The 25730-nt window shown below is 45.5% G+C and carries 23 protein-coding genes and 2 pseudogenes; 18 read left to right on the plus strand and 7 right to left on the minus strand.

Translation table 11 applies throughout. The annotated features are described in order from the left end of the window. Positions 1-19 precede the first annotated feature (19 nt). From rseP to BGX16_RS08820, 4 genes are all read left to right on the plus strand, one after another. Complete coding sequence (gene rseP / locus BGX16_RS08800; RefSeq protein ID WP_241899507.1) at positions 20-1390, plus strand: RIP metalloprotease RseP; 1371 nt, start codon at positions 20-22, stop codon at positions 1388-1390. A 323-nt stretch (positions 1391-1713) separates the two neighbouring features. Then, positions 1714-2247: a flavodoxin family protein gene (locus BGX16_RS08805; RefSeq protein ID WP_100425707.1), complete on the plus strand. Its 534-nt coding sequence runs from the start codon at positions 1714-1716 to the stop codon at positions 2245-2247. Between the two features lie 33 nt (positions 2248-2280). Further along, on the plus strand, positions 2281-2886 hold the full coding sequence (locus BGX16_RS08810) for a DUF1349 domain-containing protein (protein WP_100425708.1): 606 nt from the start codon (positions 2281-2283) through the stop codon (positions 2884-2886). Between the two features lie 548 nt (positions 2887-3434). Continuing rightward, on the plus strand, positions 3435-4058 hold the full coding sequence (locus BGX16_RS08820; RefSeq protein WP_100425709.1) for a GNAT family N-acetyltransferase: 624 nt from the start codon (positions 3435-3437) through the stop codon (positions 4056-4058). 325 nt (positions 4059-4383) lie between these two features. On the opposite strand, the gene BGX16_RS08825 is transcribed toward BGX16_RS08820, so the two are convergent. Both BGX16_RS08825 and BGX16_RS14870 read right to left on the minus strand, forming a co-directional pair. Then, positions 4384-5496, minus strand: coding sequence for an ORF6N domain-containing protein (locus BGX16_RS08825; RefSeq protein ID WP_100425710.1), 1113 nt, complete (start codon positions 5494-5496; stop codon positions 4384-4386). Between the two features lie 24 nt (positions 5497-5520). After that, entirely contained in the window at positions 5521-6552 is a 1032-nt protein-coding gene (locus tag BGX16_RS14870) for a virulence RhuM family protein (RefSeq protein WP_198514898.1), read from the minus strand. 283 nt (positions 6553-6835) lie between these two features. Between BGX16_RS14870 and BGX16_RS08835 the strand changes: the two genes are divergently transcribed. Genes BGX16_RS08835 through BGX16_RS08860 form a run of 6 tightly spaced genes read left to right on the plus strand, consistent with a single transcriptional unit; the run spans position 6836 to position 14283 of the window. Next, entirely contained in the window at positions 6836-10714 is a 3879-nt protein-coding gene (locus BGX16_RS08835; RefSeq protein WP_100425711.1) for a type IIG restriction enzyme/methyltransferase, read from the plus strand. A gap of 15 nt (positions 10715-10729) precedes the next feature. Further along, entirely contained in the window at positions 10730-11644 is a 915-nt protein-coding gene (locus BGX16_RS08840) for a hypothetical protein (RefSeq protein ID WP_100425712.1), read from the plus strand. Further along, entirely contained in the window at positions 11622-12119 is a 498-nt protein-coding gene (locus tag BGX16_RS08845) for a TIR domain-containing protein (protein ID WP_100425713.1), read from the plus strand. Before BGX16_RS08840 ends, BGX16_RS08845 begins: the two co-directional genes overlap by 23 nt. A gap of 3 nt (positions 12120-12122) precedes the next feature. Continuing rightward, a complete protein-coding gene (locus tag BGX16_RS08850) occupies positions 12123-12728 on the plus strand; it encodes a TIR domain-containing protein (RefSeq protein ID WP_100425714.1) in 606 nt (201 codons plus the stop codon). 14 nt (positions 12729-12742) lie between these two features. Continuing rightward, positions 12743-13474 carry a hypothetical protein gene (locus BGX16_RS08855; protein WP_100425715.1) on the plus strand — a complete coding sequence of 244 codons (732 nt, stop codon included), beginning with the start codon at positions 12743-12745 and terminating at the stop codon, positions 13472-13474. 2 nt (positions 13475-13476) lie between these two features. Continuing rightward, the gene (locus tag BGX16_RS08860) at positions 13477-14283 is read left to right on the plus strand and encodes a hypothetical protein (RefSeq protein ID WP_157797949.1); all 807 of its coding nucleotides are present in this window, start codon (positions 13477-13479) and stop codon (positions 14281-14283) included. A gap of 154 nt (positions 14284-14437) precedes the next feature. On the opposite strand, the pseudogene BGX16_RS08865 reads toward BGX16_RS08860, so the two are convergent. Next, positions 14438-15364: pseudogene (locus BGX16_RS08865) on the minus strand (IS4 family transposase); the annotation flags it as partial. Positions 15365-15443: 79 nt separating this feature from the next. Here BGX16_RS08865 and BGX16_RS08870 point away from each other — a divergent pair. Beyond that, a complete protein-coding gene (locus BGX16_RS08870) occupies positions 15444-15932 on the plus strand; it encodes a terminase gpP N-terminus-related DNA-binding protein (protein ID WP_095879140.1) in 489 nt (162 codons plus the stop codon). A gap of 20 nt (positions 15933-15952) precedes the next feature. Continuing rightward, positions 15953-16957 carry an IS3 family transposase gene (locus BGX16_RS08875; RefSeq protein WP_255404509.1) on the plus strand — a complete coding sequence of 335 codons (1005 nt, stop codon included), beginning with the start codon at positions 15953-15955 and terminating at the stop codon, positions 16955-16957. A gap of 20 nt (positions 16958-16977) precedes the next feature. Here the strand turns inward: BGX16_RS08875 and BGX16_RS08880 are convergent, their stop codons facing one another. Then, the gene (locus BGX16_RS08880; protein ID WP_100425718.1) at positions 16978-17286 is read right to left on the minus strand and encodes a DUF4372 domain-containing protein; all 309 of its coding nucleotides are present in this window, start codon (positions 17284-17286) and stop codon (positions 16978-16980) included. A gap of 217 nt (positions 17287-17503) precedes the next feature. On the opposite strand from BGX16_RS08880, the gene BGX16_RS08885 reads away from it, so the two are divergent. From BGX16_RS08885 to BGX16_RS15250, 4 genes are all read left to right on the plus strand, one after another. Continuing rightward, positions 17504-18820, plus strand: a complete 1317-nt coding sequence (locus tag BGX16_RS08885) for an ISL3 family transposase (RefSeq protein ID WP_100425318.1) — start codon at positions 17504-17506, stop codon at positions 18818-18820. Positions 18821-18906: 86 nt separating this feature from the next. Continuing rightward, positions 18907-19575, plus strand: coding sequence for a toll/interleukin-1 receptor domain-containing protein (locus BGX16_RS08890; protein WP_157797950.1), 669 nt, complete (start codon positions 18907-18909; stop codon positions 19573-19575). A gap of 124 nt (positions 19576-19699) precedes the next feature. Then, the gene (locus BGX16_RS08895) at positions 19700-21355 is read left to right on the plus strand and encodes a DUF262 domain-containing protein (RefSeq protein ID WP_100425721.1); all 1656 of its coding nucleotides are present in this window, start codon (positions 19700-19702) and stop codon (positions 21353-21355) included. Positions 21356-21587: 232 nt separating this feature from the next. Continuing rightward, complete coding sequence (locus tag BGX16_RS15250; protein ID WP_420866601.1) at positions 21588-21878, plus strand: DEAD/DEAH box helicase family protein; 291 nt, start codon at positions 21588-21590, stop codon at positions 21876-21878. Between the two features lie 6 nt (positions 21879-21884). On the opposite strand, the pseudogene BGX16_RS08900 reads toward BGX16_RS15250, so the two are convergent. After that, positions 21885-22532, minus strand: a pseudogene (locus BGX16_RS08900) (transposase); the annotation flags it as partial. A gap of 201 nt (positions 22533-22733) precedes the next feature. Here BGX16_RS08900 and BGX16_RS08905 point away from each other — a divergent pair. Together BGX16_RS08905 and BGX16_RS08910 are read left to right on the plus strand one after the other, a co-directional pair. After that, the gene (locus BGX16_RS08905) at positions 22734-23759 is read left to right on the plus strand and encodes an ATP-binding protein (RefSeq protein ID WP_100425723.1); all 1026 of its coding nucleotides are present in this window, start codon (positions 22734-22736) and stop codon (positions 23757-23759) included. Between the two features lie 14 nt (positions 23760-23773). After that, positions 23774-24022 (plus strand): hypothetical protein, encoded by a 249-nt coding sequence (locus tag BGX16_RS08910; RefSeq protein WP_100425724.1) that lies wholly within the window; start codon positions 23774-23776, stop codon positions 24020-24022. Positions 24023-24141: 119 nt separating this feature from the next. Here BGX16_RS08910 and BGX16_RS14875 read toward each other — a convergent pair whose 3' ends face one another. After that, a complete protein-coding gene (locus tag BGX16_RS14875; RefSeq protein WP_198514961.1) occupies positions 24142-24399 on the minus strand; it encodes a hypothetical protein in 258 nt (85 codons plus the stop codon). Positions 24400-24571: 172 nt separating this feature from the next. After that, complete coding sequence (locus BGX16_RS08920) at positions 24572-25639, minus strand: Fic family protein (protein WP_100425726.1); 1068 nt, start codon at positions 25637-25639, stop codon at positions 24572-24574. Positions 25640-25730 lie beyond the last annotated feature (91 nt).

Below are 25730 nucleotides of genomic sequence, written 5' to 3' on the forward strand. Positions count from 1 at the left end.
TTTGTTAAATTACGGAGTAATGGAATCCATATTCAACAATATTCTGATTTTTATGCTCGGCATTTTGAGCCTGAGCTTTCTCGTTTTTATTCATGAACTTGGACATTTTTTGGTGGCCAAGTGGAACAAGGTCAAGGTCAGAACCTTTTCGATCGGTTTCGGTAAAAAGCTTTTGAAGTTCAAAAAGGGTGACACGGAATATTGCATTTCGATGATCCCCTTTGGTGGCTATGTGGCGATGGAAGGCGAAAATCCGGATGAAGCGGATTCAAACGACCCGAATTCCTTTGCCGGTAAAAGTGTGAAGGCTCGTGCGGCGATTGCTTTTGCAGGTCCGTTTGTGAATATCGCATTCGCTTTTGTAATGCTGATCGGGCTTTACATGTACGGCGTCGAAGAACCGGAATCTTCCCGTTTAATCGTGGGGCTTGTCGTGCCGGAAAGCGCGGCAGAACTTGCCGGTGTTCAGATGGGCGATACAATTTTTGAAGTCGATGGCAATCCGACAAAGGGCTGGGACGATTTCCGGGAACAGATCGGTGTACGCCTTGGTGCAAAGGTTCCTGTGAAGCTTTTGCGCGGTTCCGATACGCTCACGCTCACCCTCGTTCCGCAAGAAATGGTGATACCAGCCCAGGATTCCGGTAAGAGCGATATTCGCATGGGCGTCGGCGAAGCGGGCATTTATCCGCGTCACCGCGTAGTCGTTTCTGGGGAACCGATGGCAGGGAGCGCTGCTGAAAAAGCGGGATTCCTCCCGGGCGATACGATTGTCGAAATCGATCACCAGTGGATTTACCGTCACAAGGACGTGGTCGATCACATCAATGGTTCGGAAGGTAAGTCTGTGCTGGTGACGATTCACCGTGGCGCAGATACGCTGTACAAGGAACTTTCGCCGGTTTACAATGCGGAATATAAACGTTACATGATCGGCATTCACATGACCTATGTGATGTTCAAGGAAACGCATATCGTGAGCCGTAGCTTCCCGGAAGCATTTGCCAAGGCTTCGGCGACCAGCTGGAAAATGACGACGAGCGTGTTCCGCTACTTTAAGCGGATGTTCCAGGGACAGGTCAAGGTCGATGCGATGTCTGGCCCGGTGACGATCGTCGCTGTGATGGGAAATGTCTGGATGGCTGGTTTCCAGCAGTTCTTGATGATTCTTGCCCTTATCAGTATTAACTTGGGCATTATGAACCTTCTTCCGCTTGCGATTACGGACGGTGGACTTTTGCTGTTCCTTTTGATTGAAGCGGTGCGCGGAAAACCGATTTCTCAAGAAAAGCAGGCGATCATTCAGCGCATTGCGATGGCTTTCTTCATAGCGCTCTTCGTGTTCATCACGTTCCTCGATCTGGAAAAAATTTCGCTCTTCTTGCGGTAAAGCAAACGCAGGCGAAGCAACTCGCCTCGTTCCTTACGTACAACATATTCAGGATGGTTGCGCTTACACGCCCGAAATAGGACTAGCCCGCGCGTCGGGCGCCCACCGGGGCGAAAAACCGGGCCGAAAGGCCCGGAACAAAGAAGGAATAGCGCCTGAATTACGATAATTTTACGCCTGAAAACGACAAATAAACCCATCTTCAGGAAATGAATGTATTTTTAGAGGTCCCTATAGAATGTCTTGGCGCTGGGCGAGATGACTTGGCAATCTCTAGTTGTTTTATAGATTATAGCAACAAACTATATCGCAGTGGATTAGGTATGAACATTCTGATTCTTTCGGGTAGCCCGCGCAAGGGCGGCAATACGAATTTATTGGTGGAGGCGTTCGTGAAGGGTGCTTCGCCAAGGCACCATGTCGAAGTCGTCTCTGTTCACGATTACAAAATCAATCCTTGCATCGGGTGCAATTCGTGCTTTGCACGCGAAGACCACAAGTGCTGCCAGAAAGACGACATGCAAATTGTCTACGAAAAAGCCGCAGCTGCCGAGATGCTCGTGATTGCGTCTCCCGTGTATTTCTATGGTCTGAGTGCGCAACTCAAGGCTGTCATTGACCGGTTCCACAATCCGATCCGCGATACGTTCCACATCCACAAGATGGCCTTGCTCTTGGTCGGTGCCGCCTCGCTCCCGGAACTGTTTGACGGCATCCTCGCGCAGTACAGGCTTTGCCTCAATTTCTTCAAGTTGCAAGATATGGGCCGCGTGCTCGTGCGTGGCGCAAAGGACAAAGGCGATGTCGGGGAAATTGCCTTGCAGCAGGCGTATGAACTTGGAAAAATGTTGGAATAAATTCGGATAGGGACAAATTCAAAGGATGCGGAAATGTTTGATATTTCTAAAATGAAATGGGTCAGGGAACCCCGGAATTATAGCATCAATCAGGAATGCGTCGAAATGGTGACCGCCCCGCATACGGACCTTTGGCAAAGGACCTACTATCATTTCAGAAACGATAACGCTCCCATTCTGCAGATGGAAACAGAAGAAAAGTTCTTTTCCTTTGTCGTCAAAACCGATTTTTCCGAAAGTCGTCATCGCTTCGATCAGTGCGGGGTGGCACTGTATCTGGATTCGGAAAATTGGCTTAAGGCGTCGGTCGAATATGAGAATGAAAAATTTCAGCACCTGGGTTCTGTCGTGACAAACCGCGGGTATTCAGACTGGGCGACGACTGCGATTCCTGCAGATGTAAAATCCATGTGGTATAGGCTCAGCAGGCGCGAAGATGACTACTGCATAGAGTGCTCTCGGGACGGGGTGCAGTTTTCCCAAATGCGGATTTGCCACATGCTCGAAGGAGCCGGAAAAATTCGGTTTGGCATATATGCATGCAGCCCGGAAAATTCCAGCTTCACGGCTCGATTTACGGATATGCAGGTGACGGAATGCGCATGGAAAGCGCACGACGGCCAGCAACCGGATATGTAATCGCAATTCGAAAATGCCCCCTTGAGGGTGTATGGAGGCGCGCCCTTATTCCTCCTCTTCCCGCAGCTTCTTGAATAGTGGACGATACCCTGCGATATCTTCCAGCTGCACGATGGTCGTGATCATGCTCCCCGCATCTTTGGATAAACGCTGCTCGTTCAGAATCAGAAAGTGCTTGAAGGTGCTCGGGTCAACGAAATTTGAGCAATTCCGTCATTTCCTAGCAATTGCTTGTTTTCCATCGCAATGTAATCCTTCATCTGCTTGAAAAGACGGATGAGAGCCTTGCTCGGTAAAGGCATAGGGCATCTTTCGAACACCGCCCCCGCAAGCCCCGGCAGTTGTCAAGTATTCCTAGACAACTACTCATGTGCGGAATACGAACGACACGAAAAAAAATTCTATATTCCCTCTAGTACCAACTTACGGAGACTGGATGCTGTTTAGCAAATCTTGGTTCATTGTCTAGGGCCTTGGGAGACATTCCTTGGGCCGTCTTCCAAGGCGATTTTTATGCCCGTCATAAAAATTCAACCTGGAGATAAACAGTGAAAAATTACACCATCCGCACGGAACAACCGCGCGACTTTAAGACCGTCGAAAACCTTACCCGCGAAGCCTTCTGGAACGTGTACCGTCTTGGATGCACCGAGCATTACGTGCTGCACTGCTACAGGAGCGAGCCCGACTTTGTGCCGGAACTCTCGCTCGTACTGGAAGTGGACGGCGAAATCATCGGCCACGTGATGTACGCGTGGTCGCACATCGACGCCGACGACGGGCGCAAAATCCGCATGATGACCTTCGGACCCATCAGCATCCGCCCCGACTACAAGCGCAAGGGATACGGGAAAACATTGCTCGACCATTCCATGCGAATTGCCGCCGAGATGGGCGCGGGCTGCCTCCTGATTTGCGGGAACATCGCGTTCTACGGCAAGAGCGGCTTTGTGGTCGCGAGCACCAGGGGAATCCGCTACGCCGACGACCCCGAAAGCGACGCGCCTTACTTCCTCTGCAAAGAACTGCAAGAAGGGTTCCTCGACGGAATCACCGGCAGCTACCGCGATCCCGAACCGTACTTTGTCGCCATGCGCAACCCCGAAGCGTTCGAGAAGTACGACGCGGAATTCCCGCCGAAGGAAAAGCTCGTGCTGCCCGGGCAACTCTAACCCGTCCCCCGCGCAACCTTAACTTGTCTCCCCGATCTCCTAAAAGCAAGCGTCAGGAGGAATTCTTCTGGTGCTTTTTCTTTAAAAATGCCACGAATTTGACAATCTTTTTCTGAAAAATGCCACGAATTTGACGATGTGTTTAATACTACACTTTTGTACACTACTTGTTATCATTTCTTACAGACCGGGCGATGACCAGTTCTGGATTGGCTGCACGATGGCCGAGACCGAGATAAAAAATATCGAAAGTCGGTTTGATTGGCTAAAAAACGGGTGGATAAGTTCTCTTTTTAAAAATAGGGATTAGTTCTCTGAAAAGCTTTTATTCCCCCTCTCGCAGCAGCCTTTCAAACAGTGTATGATACCCCGCGACATCCTCCAGCTGCATGATGGTCGTGATCTTGTTGCCGGCATCTTTGGAAGATGCCCCGCAGTGGAAAAGTTTCTCGGTGTCTGTCCCGAAATCCAGGTAGATATACCTGTCGTGGAACATGTTTCCCGTGGCACGAACATCGCTAAGTTCAACATCCGGGCGGGCGGCCCTGAAGTCCGCCAGCATGCTCTCGGTCAGGCGGGTGCGACCGTGCTGTTCGCTGAAAATCTTGACAGAAACACCCTTCGCTACGCACCGCAGCAAATCAAGCGTCTTTACATCCAGATAGTCATCCACAATCAGCACCGACTTTTTTGCCATACCGTAGATTTGCGTATAGGCGACATCTGCCTCAAGCCGCTGCCCGTTCAGAATCAGAAAGTGTTTGAAGGTGCTCGGGTCAACGAAATTCGCCATGACTTTTTGCAGGTCCAGGTTCACCTTTCCGAGATTTTCACGCATATCATGAACTTCACCAGAAAGTTCCCTAATACCGGCAGAATGTTTCGCGATATCCCTCGTATTTTGTGCAGTCTGCAATGCGATTTGGGCAATTCCGTTATTTCCTAGCAATTGCTTGTTTTCCGCTGCAATGTAGTCCTTCATCTGCTTGAAAAGACGGATGAGGGCCTTGCTCTGTGCGGTCGCCTGCTCGCCCTTAAGAACCGTCATGAGCATGTAGATGCCCTGCTCGGTGAAGGCGTAGGGAGCGTACCTGGCGCCACCCCAACTTGAGGTGCAATTTTTGCACCTCAAGATACCTTGCGGTTCAACTTTGCTCTCATCACTTGAGGTCCAAATTTTGGACTTCAAGCTTTCAAATTCCTCTGAATTCAGCCGAAACCGAAAATCTTCATCGAATTTTTCGATATTGTTCTTGACTTGTCTGTTAAAATCTTTCGTGCTATACCCGTAAATCTCTGCCAAATCGGCATCGAGCATGACCTTTACCCCGCGGATGGTATATATTCGCGACTTGAGCAAATCCTCGTCTATCAGGGAAAATTCGGGCTTTTTCGGCGCAACGGCCTCGGTCGCACTGGCCGCAACATCTTTCTTCATCGTCAACTCCTCTGGCGCTTTTCATTATCTTTCATTTTCCAGTAGCCTCTCGAACAGTGCACGATACCCCGCGATATCTTCCAGCTGCATGATGGTCGTGATCTTGTTGCCGGCATCCTTACTTGAAGCCCCGCAGTGGAAAAGCTTCTCGCTGTCGGTCTTGAAATCCAGATAGATGTACCTGTCGTGGAACATGTTCCCCGTGGTGCGTACATCGTCAAGTTCAACGTCCGGGCGGGCAGCCCTGAAGTCCGCCAACATGCTTTCGGTCAGGCGTGTGCGCCCGTGCTGCTCGCTGAAAATCTGGACTGAAACACCCTTCACCACACACCGCAGCAAGTCGAGCGTCTTTACATCCAGGTAGTCATCCACAATCAGCACCGACTTCTTTGCCAAGCCGTAAATCTGCGTGTAGGCTACATCGGCCTCCAACCGTTGCCCGTTCAGAATCAAAAAATGCTTGAAAGTGGTCGGGTCGATAAAATTTGCCATGACCTTCTGGACGTCATTAGATAATTGCTCAATTTTTTGATTTTGGGCTGAGTGGGCTGTGTTGACGAAAAAATCCACCCTTTGCTCAACGGCGGTAAGGCGCATGTCAACATTTTGCTTGAAAAGGGCAATCTCCGTGCCTCCCATTGCCAGCATCCGTTGATTGATGCTGTATCCCCTGAGTAAATGATCCCTAAGGACTTGGTTTGCCCACTGGCGAAACTTTACGCCATTTGCGGATTTTACCCTGTATCCTACAGATATAATGACATCTAGGTTATAGTGTTCAACATTTCTGCGGACGTCTCGACCGCCTTCATTTTGAACTGTCGCAAAATTTGCGACAGTTGGGGTATCCTTGAGTTCTTCTTTTAAGGCATTGGCAATGTGTTTGCCAATTGTTTTTACATCTCTGCCGAAAAGGATGGCCATTTGCTGTCGATTTAGCCAAACACTCTCGTTTTCGACCCGGACTTCGATGTGGAATTCACCACCCTCCGGCTGGTAAACGACTATCTCGTTTTTGTCGGCCTCGGCCGCACTGGCCGCAACATCTTTCTTCATCGTCAATTCCTCTGGCATACAAGCGGAAAAACACCAAAGACTACACACTTGTGCACTACAATATAGATTCAAAAATCCCGTTTATCAATAGACCCGCACGATTTTCTGAAAATTATTTTGGTGGGGGAAGTCTCCCGCACCACCTAAAGGTGGCCATGCCCACATAAGCGCTGAAGCGCTAAGTGGTCAAAGGCCGCAACGCCCCGACTGCAAAAAAACGGGATTTGTCGCAAAACCTTGGGATTGCCATCTTTTGTCTTCAAAAAGGGTATATTTCCCTTGTATGTCAATCAAGTTCATTTTGCCTAAAAAGTCCGTCAATTCCGCGTTCCTCAAGCTCCCTGTCCCCGTCGAAAAGATGGAATATTTCAAGCTTTCGCTCAAGAATCTTTATAGCAAGCGGAACGCTGCGCAGGACGAAGAATACCACAAGGGCGAAATCTGGAACTTTTTACGCAAGATTTTTGAACCCGATTATTCGGTGCAGGTCAACCGCCCGATAGACCTTGCAATTTTTAACGGCAATACGGCAAGTGCAAAGCCTGCGGTGATTATCGAAGCGAAGTCGCCGACGAATGCGGCGGAAATGTTTTCGGCGGAGCATCCGAACGTAAAATCGTTGCAGGAACTTGTCTATTACTTTATGCTGGAATACGTGCAATCGGGCAATCACGAAATCAAGTGGCTCGCCATCACGAATTTTGACGAATGGTATTTCTTCGACGTAAAAGACTTTATCCGCTATTTCGGGAACAAGTCAAAACCGATATACGATCAGTTCCTGAAATTCAAGGCGAATCAGATGAGCGGCAACAAGACCTCGGATTTCTACAACGAAATCGCGAAACCCGCCATCGACGATTTCCTCGCCTCCTGCGACATCAACGTTGTACGTTTTAACTTGGAAGATGCTTGCAAGAACGTCATTGCGAGTCCCGGATCAAAGTCCGGGATAAACTCCACGAAGCAATCTAATGCAGCGTGTCATCCTGAGCGGAGCGTAAGCGGAGTCGAAGGATCTAAAAAACTCCTCCCTCTCTACAAATTCCTCTCCCCGGAAACCCTCCTCGCGAAGCCTTTCGCAAACGACAGCAACAGCCTAGACCGCAATTTTTATGCGGAACTCTTGCACATCATCGGCCTCGAAGAAGTAAAAGAAGAAAAGGGAAGCAAGAAAGTCATCCGACGCAAGAAGCCCGCAAATCGCGACAAGGCGAGCCTCCTCGAAAGTGCAATTTACCAACTCGAAGACGATTTCCCGAACAAGGAAGAATGCGAAGCGATGGCGCTCCGTCTTTGCATCACATGGGTGAACCGCCTGCTGTTCCTGAAACTTGTCGAATCGCAAATCCTCATGTATCAAAAGGGCGATGCATCGTACCGGTTCATGAGTACAGACAAAATAGCGAACTTCGACGAACTGAATATTTTCTTTTTCAAGGTGCTCGGCAAGAAAATCGAGGATCGCGACGAAGACGTGCTCAAGCGTTACCCGAACGTCCCTTACCTGAACAGTTCACTGTTCGAGTCGACCGAAGACGAAAAGCACCTGAAAATCCGAGGCATTCCCGATGCCCAGATGGAAATTTTCAACAAGACCGTTCTGAAGGACGAACGCGGCAAACGCGCGAAAGGCACGCTCCCGAATCTGGATTACATCTTCAAGTTCCTCGATGCGTACAACTTCGCAAGCGATGCCCAAGGCGGCGTGACCTCTACGAGCAAGACGCTCATCAACGCGTCGGTTCTCGGACTCATCTTCGAAAAAATCAACGGCTACAAAGACGGCAGTTTCTTTACGCCGGGGTTCATCACCGACTACATGGCCCGCGATGTGCTGGAACGGACGGTAGTGCAGAAGTTCAACGAGAAAAAGTCCTGGAAATGCGAAAATTTGGAAGATGTCTCGGACAAGATTGAAGATATTTCAGAAGCGAATGAAATTGTCGATGACATCCGCGTTGCTGATGTCGCCGTGGGCTCTGGGCATTTCTTGGTGTCGGCCCTTAATCGCCTGCTTGCAATCAAATCGGAATTGAACATTTTGTGCGATGCAGACGGCAAACGCATCAAACGTCGCGACCTGATTTTGAAAGTAGATAACGATGAACTTTCTGTTGTTGATGACGAGGGCGAACCGTTTGAATACAAGCCGGGCAACGAAGAAAGCCAGCGGTATCAAGAAGCTTTGTTCAACGAGAAACGTCGCATTATCGAGAATTGCCTTTTCGGCGTTGACTTGAACCCCAACAGCGTGAACATCTGCCGTTTGCGCCTTTGGATTGAACTTTTGAAGAACGCCTACTACACCAAGGAAAGCGGCTACAAACAACTTCAGACACTCCCGAACATCGACATCAATATCAAAGTCGGCGATTCGCTGCTGAGCAAATACCCCGTGCAGAACGGGCGCTTGATTGCGGACTATCTTACTCGTGATGAACGAGCCGACCGCAAACGGGATAGCCTCAAGAATAGCCTTATTGAATACAGACAACTTGTGCAGGAATACAAAACGGGCAAGTCGCAGAGTTCCAAGATGATGCTCCGGCACAAGATTGCGTCGCTCAAGAGCCGAATGGTTGAAGACGGGCAGATTGAAATGTTCGACGAATACAAGGGCTCAGCGGGCGACACCATCGATTTTTCCAACTCGCTTGAATGGATGTTTGAGTTCCCAGAAATCCTTGATGACGAAGGTCGCTTTACAGGCTTCGACGCCATCATCGGAAACCCGCCGTATGTGCAACTCCAGAGCATGGGCGAGATGAGCGACGTTTACGGCAAACGGGATTACAGTTGCTACAACAAGTCCGCAGACCTTTATTGCCTTTTTGTGGAACGTGCCTACAGCCTGCTGAAAAAGAACGGATATTTCTCGTTCATCATGCCGAACAAGTGGATGCTTGTGGATTACGGCAAGGAACTGCGAGAGTTTATGAGCCAGACCTCGCTCAAGAAAATTCTCAACTTTGGCGATGTCCAGTTCTTTGCCGATGCGACCATTTATGTGTGCATATTCGTATCGCAAAAGTCCGGCGACAAGATGCCCGTTTTGGCGTGCTCGCTGAACAGCAAGAACTATCACGGCGAATTCGAAAAAGAAGTCAATGCCGCGACATTCGAGTTCCCGGCAGAAAATTTTGGAGCAAGCGAATGGAGCATCCGCAACAAACTCCACGATTCCGTATTGCAGAAAATGAACGTCGGCACGGCTCTGAAAGATATGCCGATTACCATTAATTACGGTTTAAAGACAGGTTATAATGACGCGTTTTTTATTGATGGAAAGACGAGAGAAAAACTCATTGCTGAAGACCCCAAGAGCGAAGAACTCATAAAGCCCCTGCTTCGTGGCCGAGACATTAACGCATGGGTGACGGAAAGCGATCAGTATCTAATCAATCCGCATAACGGAATTAAAGAAAAGAACATTGCGCCGATTAACATAGACGAATACCCTGCAATCAAAAAGCATCTTGACCAATTTATAGATAAATTGATTAAACGTGGAGACAAAGGCGATTCGCCATACAATCTACGTAATTGTGCCTATTTGGAAGAATTTGCCAAACCGAAAATCATGTATCCGAACATGACCTCGGTATTCCCGTTTACCTATGACGAAACCGGCTCTTTCGGCAACGACAAATCTTTTATCATTACGGAAAAGGACAATTCGCAGAATTTGCCAAAGGGAACGGAAAACGTCATTGCGAGCGAAGCGAAGCAATCCAATGCAGAATCAATCAGCGATGTCATTCCCGCGAAGGCGGGAATCTCCTCTCCTAGTGGCTATAACCTACTGAAAGCCCTTCTCGCCATATTCAATTCCAACCTCGTCAAACTTTGGATATGGTACAACTGTCCTGAACTCATGGGCGGCACCCGTGAAATCCGCAAAGCCTACTTTGAAAACCTCCGCATCCCACTAGACAATGCGGAACTCCTGCACCAACTCGCCACCCTCGCCGATGAAATCATTCGCCTGAAAAAAGAATTGGTGAACAGCAACAAAACTCAGGTCCCTGAGCCTGCCGAAGGGCCGACCGAAGCAACCCAAAAGCAACTTGCCACCCTCGAAACCCAAGTCAACACCCTCGTCTATCAACTCTACGGCATCACCGATGCAGAAGAAATCGAAGCTGTGGAGAAAAGGTGAAAAAGGAGTTTTTTTATGTTTAGAGCGTATGCATTAGATTTAGATCAAATAGGTTCCTTAATAGAGAATGAACCTGTTAAATCTATTTATGATAATGTAGATAGAGAAAAAATTAATTCTTCTTTAAAAAAATTTCTGAAGGCTAATGTTACTTGTTTGAATGGAGAAAAATTAATAGAGATTTTTTTTCCTTCTAAATGTTGTCCTGTTTTTTTATCTCATTCTGGTTTAGATAAAAGTAGAGTTGAACAGTTTGCGCAATGGTTGAAGAAAAATTTTGAAATAAATTCATTCATTGATTCGGATTTATGGGGATGCATAACGGATTTACAACGGGAAATTGATCAAGAGTGTAAAGAGAATGCAAGTAAGCAATCGATAGAACGATACATTAAATCACGTTGTTCGGGGACTCCTTTTAATGCAAATAAATATGAAAGTACTACGCATGTTCATATAATGCTATGTCAAGCATTGGCACATATGATTGATCGTGCTGAGTGCTTTATATTTCTTGGGTCATCCAATTCATATTCAAATCAAAATGGCGAAAAAGGAACATTTTCTCCATGGATTTACCATGAATTGTCTATGGTGGGTATAATGCGAGAAAGAAAAAGGGAATCTATACCAGATTTTTCGCAGCTAAATTGTTCTTCGACAATGTTTGAAGGTGATGAAGGTAAGAAAAAAATAAAAGTTTTTTATCCTGAGCCTTTAAAAGAACATGTTCTTTTGACGGAGAATTGTTTAAAATTATGGGCTAGTCAAAACTTTAGCACAAATTCTGTCAATGATCCTTTGTCAGAGGAGGCTGTCCGTCTTTGTGAAAATAAAGATGCTAAAGAAAAATGGGAAAAAGCCTTGAATTGGCTTTACGAAAAATGTCGCAAAAAGGTTACGGAGTATGAAACGTCAAGTCTTTTATAGTTTTCACTACAAACAAGATTCTCGTCGAGTTGCTCAAATTCGAAATATTGGGGCTATTGAAGGAAATACTTCTGTATCCGACAATGATTGGGAAGAAGTAAAGAAAGGTGGAGACGAGGCCATTCGTCGCTGGATTGATGCTAATATGCAGTATCGCTCGTGTTTGATTGTCCTTGTGGGGGAACATACCTCGGAAAGACCTTGGGTTGACTACGAAATTCGACGAGCATGGAATAAGGGAATGGGTGTTTTTGGAATATACATCCATCGTATAAAAGATCCTTTGCTTTGTCGATATGGTTATATGGGTTTTTCTAATATGGGTGATAATCCCTTTGATAAAATATTCTTTGAAAATGGTAATCCATTATCTTCTGTGGTACCATGTTATAATCCAAATCCTAACGATGCATACAATGACATTGCAGAACATTTAGAAGAATGGGTTGAAAAAGCAATTAAGGTGAGAGGTTAAAGAATGGCTTTATTTAATATTGATCGATTTGAGTCTATTGCTCGAGAAAATCGCGTTGTTGCGTCAAAATATGCTATTGATGAGGCTGTATTATTAGAATCGGAAATGAAATGTTTCTCTCGGTATGATGAAAAGAAAATATATGACATTTTTCTGTCTCATAGTTATAGGGATCGAGTGGCTGTTGCAGGATTGGTAAAATATTTGAAAAGACAATACCATTACGAAATATATGTTGATTGGATAGACGATCAAAACTTGAATCGTTCTCGTGTGACAAAGGAAACGGCGGAGACTATAAAATCTCGAATGAGAAATTGTAAATGTCTTTTTTATGTAACATCAGAGAATGCTCCACAATCAAAGTGGATGCCCTGGGAATTAGGATTGATGGATGGATTAAAAGATAGAGTTGCGATATGCCCGTTAACAAGAGAGGTATATAATGCTGATGATTATCATGGACAAGAATATTTAGGAATATATCCATATATTTCTGAAACCAAAACTGATAAAGGTCAAAATGCACTATGGGTGAATAATGACAAAAGGCATTATATAATTTTTGAAGAATGGATTAAAGGAAACAATCCTTACTTACGTCAATAAAAAAGGAGTTTGCAATGTGTGACAATAGAGAAGAAAAAAGACAACATATAGATATTATCGAATCAACCATTACTCGAATGAGCGAGAACTCAAAGCAAATGAAGGAATGGTGTATTGCTCTAATTACAGGACTTGTTGGCGTCAATTTTGTTATTAAGATTTCATGGTTGATTATTATTGCCTTGATTGTAACAATTCTTTTTGGGGGTTTAGATACGTTTTACTTAACACTCGAAAGACGATATCGCTATCTGTATAATGATGCAGTGTGTATTGGAAATAAATATTCCATATCGAAATGCTTTGCTAAGATTAGATGTTTTCTTGCAAAAAAAAGAAACAGACAAAAAATAAAATACATAAAGTCGTTTGTATTTTGTAGAAAAATTCCTTTGTATGGAATGTCTACAAAGAAATATGAAAAGTATGTAACATATTGTTCTGCATTTATATCAAAAAGTATATGCCTTTTTTATGGAGGGGTGTCTCTCGCATTGGTGATTCTATTTATTGTAGCAGTTAAATCATCAAATGTTGATGAAACTACCAAAATAGAATTGTCAAATAAACAGATTGAATTTAAGATGAATGACCCTTTGAACGTGAATGTAAAAGAATTTGATTCGTTGAAAATAAATTTAGATAAAATTGATTCATTGATTCTTAAAATTGATGAATTGAAAAAAGTTAACGTTCAAATTCTTGATACAGTAAAAAACAAAACTCTTGTGAAAAAAGGAAAATGAGTATGGCTAGATATTTTTTTAGTATGAAAGAAATGAAAAATGCTAACGAAATAATGATACCGGAAAATAAATTTAATTTTGACGAATGTGTAAAACAGGGATATTTGATTGCAAGTAGAAATAAGAGAAAAACGGCTGAAAAACTGGATGCGTATCCATTTCCTAAAAATGCTGATGATGTTGATTTGACGGAGGTTATGAAAGATTGGTTTCCGTTAGGAGAGAATGACATTTTTCTATCGCATTCGCATAGTGATGAAAAATTAGCAATAGCAATATCATATTATTTAGCGAAAAATTTTAAATTAAAATGTTTTGTTGATTCTTGTGTTTGGGGATATGCAGAGACATTGCTGAGAAAATTGGATGAGAAGTATTCTGATAACAATAATTATGATTGTCGCAATGGAACGACTGCTCATGTTCATCTTATGCTAAATTCAGCATTAATGAAAGTTATGCATTCCTGTACAAGCTTTATTTTTTTGCAAACAAAAAATTCTTTGCGAAATGATCGAAAAGGTGTGAAAAATTGGACATACTCATCATGGATTTATTCGGAGCTGAGTATGAGTCGAGTGATGTCTGACATTTTATATTCGGACAAAGAAAAGAAAAAATCTCGTTCTTCTTGTATTTTGTTGGAATCTGCTCAACTCCCTATGGGTTATAGCAACATTACAACAAATCATTTGAAAAATATTACACTAGAAGATTTACAAATTAGTTTTAGAGAAGATTGGCAAGAATTATATGGCTGTTCAAATAAGGAAAAAATATTTGAAAACTTGTACGTTAATGCGAAATAACGATTGTGTGTATGACAGCAATGTAGTCGTTTTTTTTAATAGATATTGAACTATTAGTGTCCGGAGAAAATTTTCAAAGCGTCTAGACCCCAGAATTTACGCGGTCTAGACTTTGATTTTGCCGTTGCAAGCCCCCTCCCTAGAAATTTGGACGCTACGATGGGCAAGGTGGATGCTGCAGCATGCGTTCCCAGTCCCTTGTGGGATGTTCAAAAAAGTCAAACATGTCAATGTAGAGCATCAGGATTATTCGCATCATTGTCGCAAGTCCGGAAAAGCTCCAGCGCCGTTCAAGGCTGCGCTGCACAAGGGTCAGGAGAAGGTTCGCGATGAGGGTTACCCAGATCTGGGTCTTGATGGCGTTCTCGCTCACCCCATAGAAGTAGCGCAGGGGAAAGTTCTGCTTAAGTTGCTTGAAAAGCGATTCGATCTGACAGCGCCTTTGATAGATGGCGATAACTTCATCCACGCCGAGGTCGTGGCTGTTTGTCAGCAGCTGGACCTCCTGCTCCTTGCTCCCTCTCCTCGAAGTCTTGGTCTCGGTGTACGAGATAATCCGGGCCCTATGCGTTGTAGCGCCCTTGTGGAACACGACGTCCCTGACCGACCTGTTCCGGTACCTGCCATCGTCGAGCAGGACGCTCTCCGAGACCGTCTCGTAGGTCAGGTTTCTTTTCATCTTGGTCACGTAGGTAACGCCATGCTGCGTCAGATCCTCCAGCTTTTCATAGTCGATGTAGGCGCGGTCCATGGCGAGCACGTCGCCGTCGTCAAAGTCGCATGGCTTGAGCATGAAGCTGTCGTGGGTGGCCGCGGAAGTAAACTTGATGTCGCCGGGAACCCCCTCGTTCGCGCTGATGACTGTATGGACCTTTATGCCGCCTTTCTTCTTTCCAATTTTCGGGTCCCTGCCGACACCCCTGAAAACCAGGTTGGAGAACAGCGTCACCGTTGTGGAATCGATGATTTTGAGCCGTCCCAGCCATCCGGGCAGCCCGTTGAGGCGGCTGTCCGGTAAAAGTCGGCTTCTGTGCGCCCTTAGCAGGCTGAAATAGGTGTCCCCGAAGATGGACTCGCTTCTCTTCGCGTTGGCGTCCCCCCTTCCTCAGGTCAAAATGTCCGCTTTCATCTCCTAAATCCGGGGCGGAAAGGGGACTTTTATGTCCAGAAAAACTACCGATACAACACTCAGGGATTCATTTCTTGAGCGAATAAAGAAGCCGGGATGCCCGTCTGTCAAGACCATCGCCGAAGAAATGAACCTGCCAAAAGCTACATTGTACTCATGGATTGCTGCGGAACGGCAACGCAAACGTCAGGGAGTCTCCATGAGCAAGAAATCGGCAAAAAGATCCGCACTCACCAAGTTCAGCCTCGTCGCAAAATCTGAGGGCATGACACCAGAGGAACTCGAAAAGTTCTGTGCCGAAAACGGGGTTTCTTTTGCGGAACTCCAGTCCTGGAGAGACCTTTCTCTTTCCGCAATGGAGAACTCTGGTGACGGAAACGTGATGTCCGTAAAACAGCATGAGGATGAAGTTGCCAAGCTCAAGGCGGAACTTGCACGCAAGGAAAAAGCACTTGCCGAAGCAGCCGCACTCCTGATTCTTCAAAAAAAAACTTCGGCAATATTGGGACCGGAAAAGTAGAAGAGGAAAAGAAACGGAAAATCCTTGCGGCCATCGAGGAGGCTATCCAAAATGGCGCAAGGCTTTCCAAGGCGTGCGATGTAATCGGTCTTTGCGAACGTCGTTACAGGCGCTGGCGAAGGAATGTTGCGGACAACCGAGGTGGCTATCGTGAAAACAATTCACAACGGCTTTCCCTGGAAGAAACAGCCTCGATTATCGAAAACTTTACGAGGGAAGAATACCGTAACCTCCCGTTGAATATCGCCCATGCAAAGCTTATGGATCAAGGAATCTACATTGCTTCGCCGTCGACTTGCGAACGCGTTATGAAAGCTTATTATCAAGGCATAGGCAGAGTCGCCGACCGCAATATTGTGCGGCGTAAACGGCCTGAATATTCAGCGAAAGGACCGAACCAGGTCTGGTGTTGGGACATTACCTGGCTCCATTCCGAAGTGACCGGGAAGTACTATTACCTCTACTTGATTATCGACATGTATTCGAGGTACATCGTCGGATGGAGTCTGCATACAAAAGAAGATGGAAAACTGGCGGAGATGCTCTTTGCGGAGACTCTACAAAAATATTGCCCCGGCGAAAACGTATCTCTGTTGGTCCATGCGGACAACGGGAAACCCATGCGCAGCAAGGATCTTAAATCTTTGTTTGAAAAGCTGCACGTGATGTCAAGCCATAGCCGGCCGCATACGAGTAACGACAACGCCTTTGCCGAGAGCATTTTTGCTACGATGAAAAGTCGTGTGGTATATCCGGAATACTTCATGACTATCGAGGACGCAGAACGATTTGTCGTGGAATTTGTGGACTGGTACAACAACGAACATCTGCACTCCGGACTGGATTTGCTGCCGCCGTGCGCCGTTCATTTTGGCTACCACCAGGAGATTCTCGACCGCAGAAATGCGTTGCTGGAAAGGTCCAGGGAACTGCATCCAGAACGCTTTGGGGGAAGGAGAAAGTTCTACAAAATTGATGAAACCGTCAGCCTAAAACATCGAATCCACTTGCAAAAAGCAGTATGACATACTAACTTTAAACTAAACTAACCGAGCGGACATATTGCCTGAAAATTGCCGGCGTCCCCCAGCGTACTCCGCTTGGGCACGCAGCCCATCTGCAGGTGCGGCATTCTGCTCACGAATGTCAGCGCAGACGCCTCTATCTCCCGCAGGGAATCGAACCGCATCACGACCGCATAGAGCATCGAAAGCAGGTGAGTCCATGCGTCGAAGGACTTCCTGTAGCGTTCTCCGCCGGATTCCGTGCTGATTCTGAGGATTTCGTCCCTGTCGAGATACTTGCAGAGTTGCGCGAAGACCGGCTGTCCGGTAAAAAATGTACTTTTGGCCATAGCGTTTTGTTTCCCTTTGTTTTGTGGTAATTACAAGGTAAAAACAAAACGGGCAGGTTCTTCGCCTGAGGAACCTGCCATTTTTATTTTTGGGCTCTTCATCAACATGTGTGGGTGGCTTCGCCACCCTTTTTTTGTTGACTTTCGCCTAAATCAAACAAAAAAAATGGGCTATTTTCTAAAATTTAATCGCCAAAAAAAACAGAAGAAAAAGCCCATGTCAAAATTATACAAATCCATCTTCAATGTCAACGGCTGTTCAGTCGTCAAGCAGGAGCAAACCGACACCACGGTCACCATCACGGTAAGACTCACCAAGGGCAACGCCAGCAGGTGCGGCTGTTGTGGGCGAAAAGGGAAGCTCTACGACAACGGCCGGGAACAGAGGGTATGGCGGACGCTCGATCTCGGCACGAAGATGGGCTTCATCAGGATGGACACCTACAGGGTGAAGTGCAAGAAATGCGGCGTAAAAACGGTGAAGGTGCCGTGGGCAAGCCACAGGTCAGGCTTCACCGACGCCTTCGAGCAGCAGGTCGCATGGGCCGTATGCAGCATGTCGAAAAAGGCTGTCGCAAAGCAGCTACGCATCGCCTGGAATACCGTGGGGGAAATTGCCGACCGCGTATGGGATCGCCTGGACACAAGGCCGATCAAGGCAGGCTGCATCTTCAGGCGCATAGGCATCGACGAGACCAGCTACAAGAAAGGGCACAAGTACATAACGGTGGTAGTGGATCACGACAGGCGCTGCGTGATCTGGGTCCACGAGGGCTACGGGAAGGAGGTGCTGGACCTCTTCATGAGGGAACTCAGCGAAGAGCAGCGCAAGGGCGTGGAGCTTGTGACTTGTGACGGAGCCAAGTGGATAAGGTCAAGCATCGAGGAGTTCCTGCCCAATGCCGAACGGTGCGTGGACAGCTTCCATGTCGTACAGTGGGCGACAGAAGCCCTGGACAAGGTCCGTGTGGAAGCCTGGAAGGAGGCCCGCAAGGAAAACCGCAATCAGAAACGGGGCCGAGGCAGGCCCACGAAGGATAGCGTCCCGAAGGACCGCACCGCGGAGGGGATAAAGAACTCCAGGTACGCTCTGGGCAAGGCTCCAGAGAACCTTAACGAAAGCCAGCAGAGAAAAATAGAACTCATAGCAAGCCGCTATCCGCGTCTCTACAGGGCATACCAGCTCAAGGAGGAACTGCGCATCATCCTGAAGATGGGCTATGACGATGCCAGGGAAAATCTGGACAGGTGGCTGTGGCGTGCAAGCCACTCACGCATCGGCTCAGTCAAGGATCTGTACGCAAAGATCAAGCGTAACTACGACGGAATCCTCAACACAATCAGGCTGGGCGTGTCAAACGCAAGGATCGAGGCGACGAACAACAAGATAAAGCTACTGATACGGACTGCCTATGGCTTCAGGAACATGAACAACATGCTGTCGCTGATAATGTTGAGCTGTTCCTATGTCGATGTAAAGATAGCCTACGAATGGGAATCGGAATCGAGAGAATCATCTAGCAAGGCTGCCTAAATGCTACCACACATATTGATGATGCCTCTATTTTTGGCTATATTTTTTACCGGACACTAATAATATTGAACTTAGTAAAGGTTTCTATGTGTGAAAATAATATTGAATCTATTCTAAATCAATTTAGAGCTTTGCATGTTGGCAATCTCAAGGATGTTTATAGTCACTACTCGGATAAAATTGAATTTGATGAAAATTTTACATCGTATAAAGAGCTTTGTAATAAACTAAATGAGGAACTAAAACAAAATATTGAGTTGAATAATCGCAATAAAACATCTGTTTTTTTGTCGCATAGCCATAAAAATCTTAAATATGCATATTGTGTAGCTCTTTTTTTGACCAGAAAATACGGAGTAAATGTCTATATTGACGAATTTGATTCATTTATGCCATCAATAACAAGTCCACAAACGGCAAAGAGATTAATCAGTAAAATAAAGCATTCGAATAGGTTTATTTTTATCGGTACAGAAGAATCATTTGATTCAAAATGGTGTAATTGGGAGGTTGGTTTAGGAGATACAAAAAGGTTGAAGGGACATCTTGCTTTTTTTGTAATGAATGATAGAATAGAAAAAAATGGTGGCTATGATAAAAATGAATATGTTGGTTTATATCCTTTCATTTGGGACAAAGACATTCGACATAACAATAAAGATGATGATGTTCTATATGTAGGTTATTATGAGCGGGATAACAGCACTTTAGTTTCTTTAGATGATTGGTTGCACCAAAACAAAACTTTTTTTTAATAGCTTTCACAGGCTCATCTTATTCCAAGGTTCAATTCAAAACCGAAGAAGAGGTCGAGAAGGTTGTTGTTGAAAGCCTTACGTTTCTTCGCAAAAATTTTAACTATTAACCAATAGACAAATTATGTTTAACGCAAAACCAGAATCTTCAAATTACAACGAACTGATTAACAACATCGAATCAGGTCGTGTTAAAATTCCTCAGTTTCAAAGAAAGTTTGTTTGGTCTTTGGATATGACTGTCAAACTTCTTGATAGTATTATCAAGGGTTATCCCATAGGGTCTTTTATTCTTTGGAAAACTAGGGAACGCCTACGTTCTATTCGTAATGTCGGTGGAATTTCCTTGCCGGAGCCCCCTGATGGCGACATGATTCAGTATGTGTTGGATGGTCAACAACGTATGACCAGCTTGTATGTTGCCATGAGAGGTTTGAAAATAAACGATGACGACCGCAACGACGATTTCTCTGAAATCTATGTGGATCTTGAGGCTAAAGAAGACGAACCTATTGTTATTGGAAATGTCGAGGAGAAGCCGGCTGATACATTGGTTCGTTTTACAGATTTGTTAGGAAGTACAGTCAAAGTTGCAATAGCACATCCAAATTATAGTGAAAAAATCGAAGCATATAGTCAGGCCGTAAAAGGGTATCAGTTCTCTATAATTTCTGTAAGTGATGCTCCTATTGAAATTGCAACAGAAATTTTCACCCGACTGAATGAAGGCGGTAAACGGCTTTCCGTATTTGAAATTATGGTTGCCAAAACCTATGATCTTCCGTCTAACTTTGATCTTTCTGAGAAATACGAAAAACTTGTAGATGAACTCAAAAAATCTGATTTCGAAACCATTTCGAGTGCTGTAGTACTACAAGCTGTGTCCGCCTGTCTTGTTGGAGAGTGTGCAAAGAAACATATTTTAAAATTGGATAAGTTCTCGATTATTAAGGAATGGGATAATATCATTAATGCATTCAAGGAATCGGTTGATTATATGCATTCGTTCTTCCGTATTCCGGTGTCCCAGTTAATGCCCTATGATTCGTTACTTGTTCCCTTTACATATTACTTCTACAAACACAAAGAAAAACCTATTGCAGAACAGCAAATGTTTATGCAGGATTTTTTCTGGCGTTGCGTTTTGACTTCAAGATATTCTGCAGCAACAGAAACAAAGCTCGCGCAAGATATCAAGCGTATTGATGCTGTTATTTCAGGAAACAAGCCGGATTACGACGAGCCAATTGATATTTCGGAAGATTTTTTGAAATCTCATGGTGGATTTTCAACGGGAGCGGCTTTTATCAAGGGTATGCTCTGTCTGTTAGCGTACCATCATCCGCAATCCTTCTTGGATAACAGTCTCGTGACTATAGACAATTCCTGGTTAAAACAAGCCAATAGCAAAAACTACCATCACTTCTTCCCTAAAGCCTATATGAAAAAACGTGGCTTTGAGGATTCTATAGTCAATCACATAGCCAATATCACAATTGTTGATGATTTCCTTAACAAACGTAAAATTCAGGATAAAGCGCCGTCAAAATACATTAAGGAATTCAAAAAGAATAAGAAATTGGAAAGTGCCTTACAGACTCATCTCATTTGCATTCCGAACCAAGAAAATGCTGACGATTCGAAAACGACTTTTCAAGAGTTGCTTGCTGATTGGGGAGTTACAAAAGATGATTATGAAGTATTCTTCAAAAAACGTCTTGAACAGTTTAACAAGGAACTCAAGGAACGCGTTATTTTAACAAACCTTGATCGTTCGTAGAAATAGTGAATACGTGTGTGCAAAATCGTAAGAAAGGATAATCGACTTGAAAAGCTTACATTCTCGTCTAAATAGCAGTTCTATAGACGAAAATTGGCGAAATTGAGCAAAAAACGGCAAAATTTTAGGCGAGAGAATGTTTTTTTTTCGGAAAACGCCGGTTTGACATTTTTTGACATCTGATTGCGAGTGTATTTGCCTAGAATGGATTCCTCTAGATAAAAAAGGACGTATGAAAAAGAATATCTTAGATTTTATTGATTCTGGACGCGAAAACGGTTTGCTTCTCGTTGATCCGAATACCGGAAGTGGCAAAACGTTCTGGTCTTGCCAGACAATTCACGATTATGCTCGGAATCCCAATAACAAAAAGAAAATCTTTTTCACGACGACTCTCTTAAAAAATCTGCCAGAAGATGAACTTAAAAAAGCGTACAATAATGAAGTTCTTTACAAAAAGGAAGTTCTGGTTGATTATTCTGGAGCGGCGGAGCCGCCAGTCCGGAGAAGTGAGGGCCACTAGTCCCGTCACTGCGGTCTTGCAGTTGTCGGGCACGAGCATCTTCGAGACTCCGCCGAAAAACTCGAACATGTGGATGTGTGCGTCGTTCCATGACTTCTGTTTTTCGTCCGGGAAGGCCTCCGCGTAGGCATACATGCTGTAGTTGAGAACGCCTACGAACACGTAAGCCTTTTTCTGTTCCCCCGTTTCGGGGTCGATGATGTATGCGGGACCTCCGGCCCAGTCGACTTCGATCTGCTCGCCGGGTTTGCGGTTGATGTGCATTGTAGCCCTGCGGACGCGTTCGTCCTGCAGGATGTAGTGGCAGAACTGCGAGTACATCAGCGGCTTGGTGTTCTCGAGCCTGCATTCTTCAAGATATTCCGCCCAGAGGAGCTTCTTGTTCACGCCGTTGCGCAGCAGTTCGTTCTTAACGTGGTCGAAATCGGGCAACTTCCTGTCGGTGATTTTCCTGGTCTCGTTACCGTTCGGGTGTATGATCTTGTCGATTTCCCTGTCGCTGAGACGTTCTTCCAGGGGCCAGCGGAGATTGTACTCGTTGGCCAGTTTCAGGACCTTGTTTACGGTCTTTTTTGACACCTGGCAGCTTGCCGCAATGTCGTTCTGGCTTAATCCCAGGCTTCGCAGCCTGAGAATTTCGCGGTATTTGGTCATTAGACCTCCTGTCTATTTTGTTCGCACGGAATTGTGCAGGCCAAAATTAGACAGGTTTCCATGTCTCCGGAATCGCGGTTTCCGATTAATCGGAACGACGGTTTCCTTTACTCCGGTTTCATGGTGTAATTCACTCCGGAATACTCACCAGTAAACTACAAGGGCGAATATCATTACCGTTCAGGGAGCACGAAGCAACTTTTGCAAGGTGCGACCCTGACTAATTTCCTTTTGCGTAAGACGGGGAAAAACTGGGATGCGGTTCCTCTGGAAAACGTTTCTGTGGACGACCTCGACAAAGAGAGTTTTGATATTTTCTATCGCGAGGCCGCACGAAGCGGACGGATGAGTGCTGACGACTTGAAACTTTCGGTGACTCAGTTGCTGGAAAAATTGAATCTGGTAGATGGTTCCCTGCTGAAAAGGGCGGCAGTTTTGCTTTTTCATCGGAATCCTGAGAAATGGATTACTGGTTCTTTTGTCAAAATCGGGTTCTTTGAAAATGACGCAGATTTGCGCTATCAAGACGAAGTACATGGGTCGTTGATGATCCAAGCAGATCGTGTAATTGACTTGCTTTATACGAAGTATTTGACGGCCGAAATTTCTTATGACAATGTCACCCGTATTGAGCGTTATCCGTTTCCTAAAGACGCTATTCGCGAGGCTGTTTTTAACGCCTTGATACACCAGGATTTTTCTGTCGGTGTGCCTGTGCAAATCAGCGTGTATAGGGACAAACTTTACATTAGCAATGATTGCGTGTTTCCGCCCAGTTGGACTACGGAAACCCTTTTCCAAAAGCACCGCTCTTTACCTCACAATCCCGATATTGCATATACCTTCTTCAGGGCGGGTTTTGTAGAAAGCTGGGGCCGTGGTGTGGAAAAAATTTGCAAGTTGTGCAAGGAACATGGCATTGCTGAACCTGAATACACGGTGCATCCAAACGATATCATGGTGCTTTTCGAGGCAAAAACTCCCAGTTTGCATGGTCGTGACCAAGAAAATGTCCAAGAAAATGTCCAAGAAAATGTCCAAGAAAAAAGCCGGGCATCTGCGATTATCGAACTCATCTGTGCGGATAATTCAATATCTCTGAGGGAGCTATCTAAAAAGCTAGGGGTGTCCTCGAAAACCGTACAACGCGAAATCGAAAAACTGAAGGCCAAAAACGTTGTTCGCCGTATAGGTGGCGATAAGGGCGGTCATTGGGAGATTTCCTGAAAGAGGGAATAACCATGCAACCACTAAAACTTGAAGATCTTACCGCGCAGTTCGATAGCATCGTCCGCAGGTATCGCGACGGTGGGCTTATCGCTTACCGCGACGCGCACTATTTCATGAACGACATGCTGAATCTTTTCGAACGAATCGAAAGGCTTCGCCTGTATGTAAACAATGACGGCGCCAAGAAGGTTCTGGTCCATTTCACGAAAAAGCTCGGGAACCTGAACAATCGAAATTCGAAGAAGCCGATAAATGCCTAACGAGCTTGCTGGACACTAGTAGTGACAATTTCCGTAGTTGCCGAAGCAAGAGCGATGAGCGCGAGGATGAGAGGTTTAATCTTTGATCATAAAGAGCCACTATAAGACAATGACTGCGTTTATCGCCATCGATAGAAATCCCCGTTGATGGTTCTGCCGTCGATGCGCTGGGCTACATCAAGGTGTGAAACGGGTAAACCGGCTATCTTCTCAAGCCAGGGAACGCCGTGTTCGATGTTGGTGAACGCTTCCCCTTCTTCCGTCTTTAACAGGCAGAGAACAGCCTGCCGCACTTTCTTTGCGATGTTGCCGATACGGCAGATGTGGTCGCCATCAAGGAAAATGTCGTGGGATTTGTCAAGGGCCATTTCGTTCATCAGCCCGTAAACTATTATGGGGAAGCTTACAGCCCTACGTCGGCGTAAAGCCCATGCTCCGCGTGACTAACGAGCAAATTGAAGACGGCGAATTGTTGGCGAAGCTTCTGGATGCTATGCTCCCGGAACTGCCTGCCGCGAAAGTGAAGAAGAAAAAGTAGGGGTGTTTGTTCTACGTAGAAGGAACGATAATCACTCGCCATTCGTTTTCCGACCGCAGGATATACCCCTTGTCGGTCATATTTTTTAACTGTTTTTGAATGGCTGACATGTTGATCCCGATTTTTTGTTGTAGTTCTCGGTATGTAATGGATGGGTTGTCCAATAGGCTTTCGAGAATTCTTGTCGAGTTCTCGCTGCGGAATGTTATCCGTTCCCCATCGTACCACCAAACATCGGGTGAATGCTCCTGAACAAAGCCTATGTTGTATGCGATTTCTTCGGCATAAATTTTCTTGAAATAATTCTTGAATGCCCTGATTTGTCGAAGAGTCGCTTGCGCTCCATCAGAAGGGGCGTCGCCGACTTCCAAATCGGATTGGTGTAGAGCGTCAAGGTATTCGTTTTTCTTGCGGCTACGGACCACTATCATTGGGTAGCCGTGCCTGGCTAGAATGTAGTTGACGAGTAATCGTGCAATTCGTCCGTTTCCATCTTCAAAGGGGTGAATGCGGATATAACGGTAATGGAACAAAGCGGCGAGATCGACAGGATTCATTGATTTTGACGATTCCGTTTCGTTGTACCAATCTACAAGGTCAGCCATTAAGGCAGGAGTTTCTTCTGGGGAAGCGTAGGTGAAAATATCCCCATAACGTGTAATGACGCTGTTCGGACGCGTTTTGTATTGCCCCGCATGAATTGTATATGATGAGTGGTTCCCGTCGGGAAGAGTGTAATGGACTTGATAGTCTTCTCGAATCAGGGTCCTGTGCAATTGGCGGATGAAATTTTGGGTTAATGGTGAGAATGTGTCCTGCGATTTTTCTGAAGTCATTTTAAGACAAACTTCGCTGGCCTTCATCTCTTCGCAATCCCTAACCTTCGCGATACCTTCCACCTTGCCAAAAAAGAGCAGCAGTTCCGTTTGTCCGTATGTTAACGTATTGCCTTCGATATGGTTGCTGTTGTAGTTGAAATCCACCGAAAAACGACGGCTCAGGCGAAATAGGTCGTGCTCGCTAAGGGGTTGCATTGCCCGCCATTCGGCAAGGGTATTTTCGAGATTTGGGCGCTTCATACCCTAAATATAACAAAATTTCATTAAAAGGTGGTATTGCACCACCTTTTCGGCGTTTTTTTGTGCCAGCGGGGTTGCCGGGTTGATAGCC

It is taken from the genome of Hallerella succinigenes (genome assembly GCF_002797675.1).
Taxonomy (GTDB): domain Bacteria; phylum Fibrobacterota; class Fibrobacteria; order Fibrobacterales; family Fibrobacteraceae; genus Hallerella; species Hallerella succinigenes.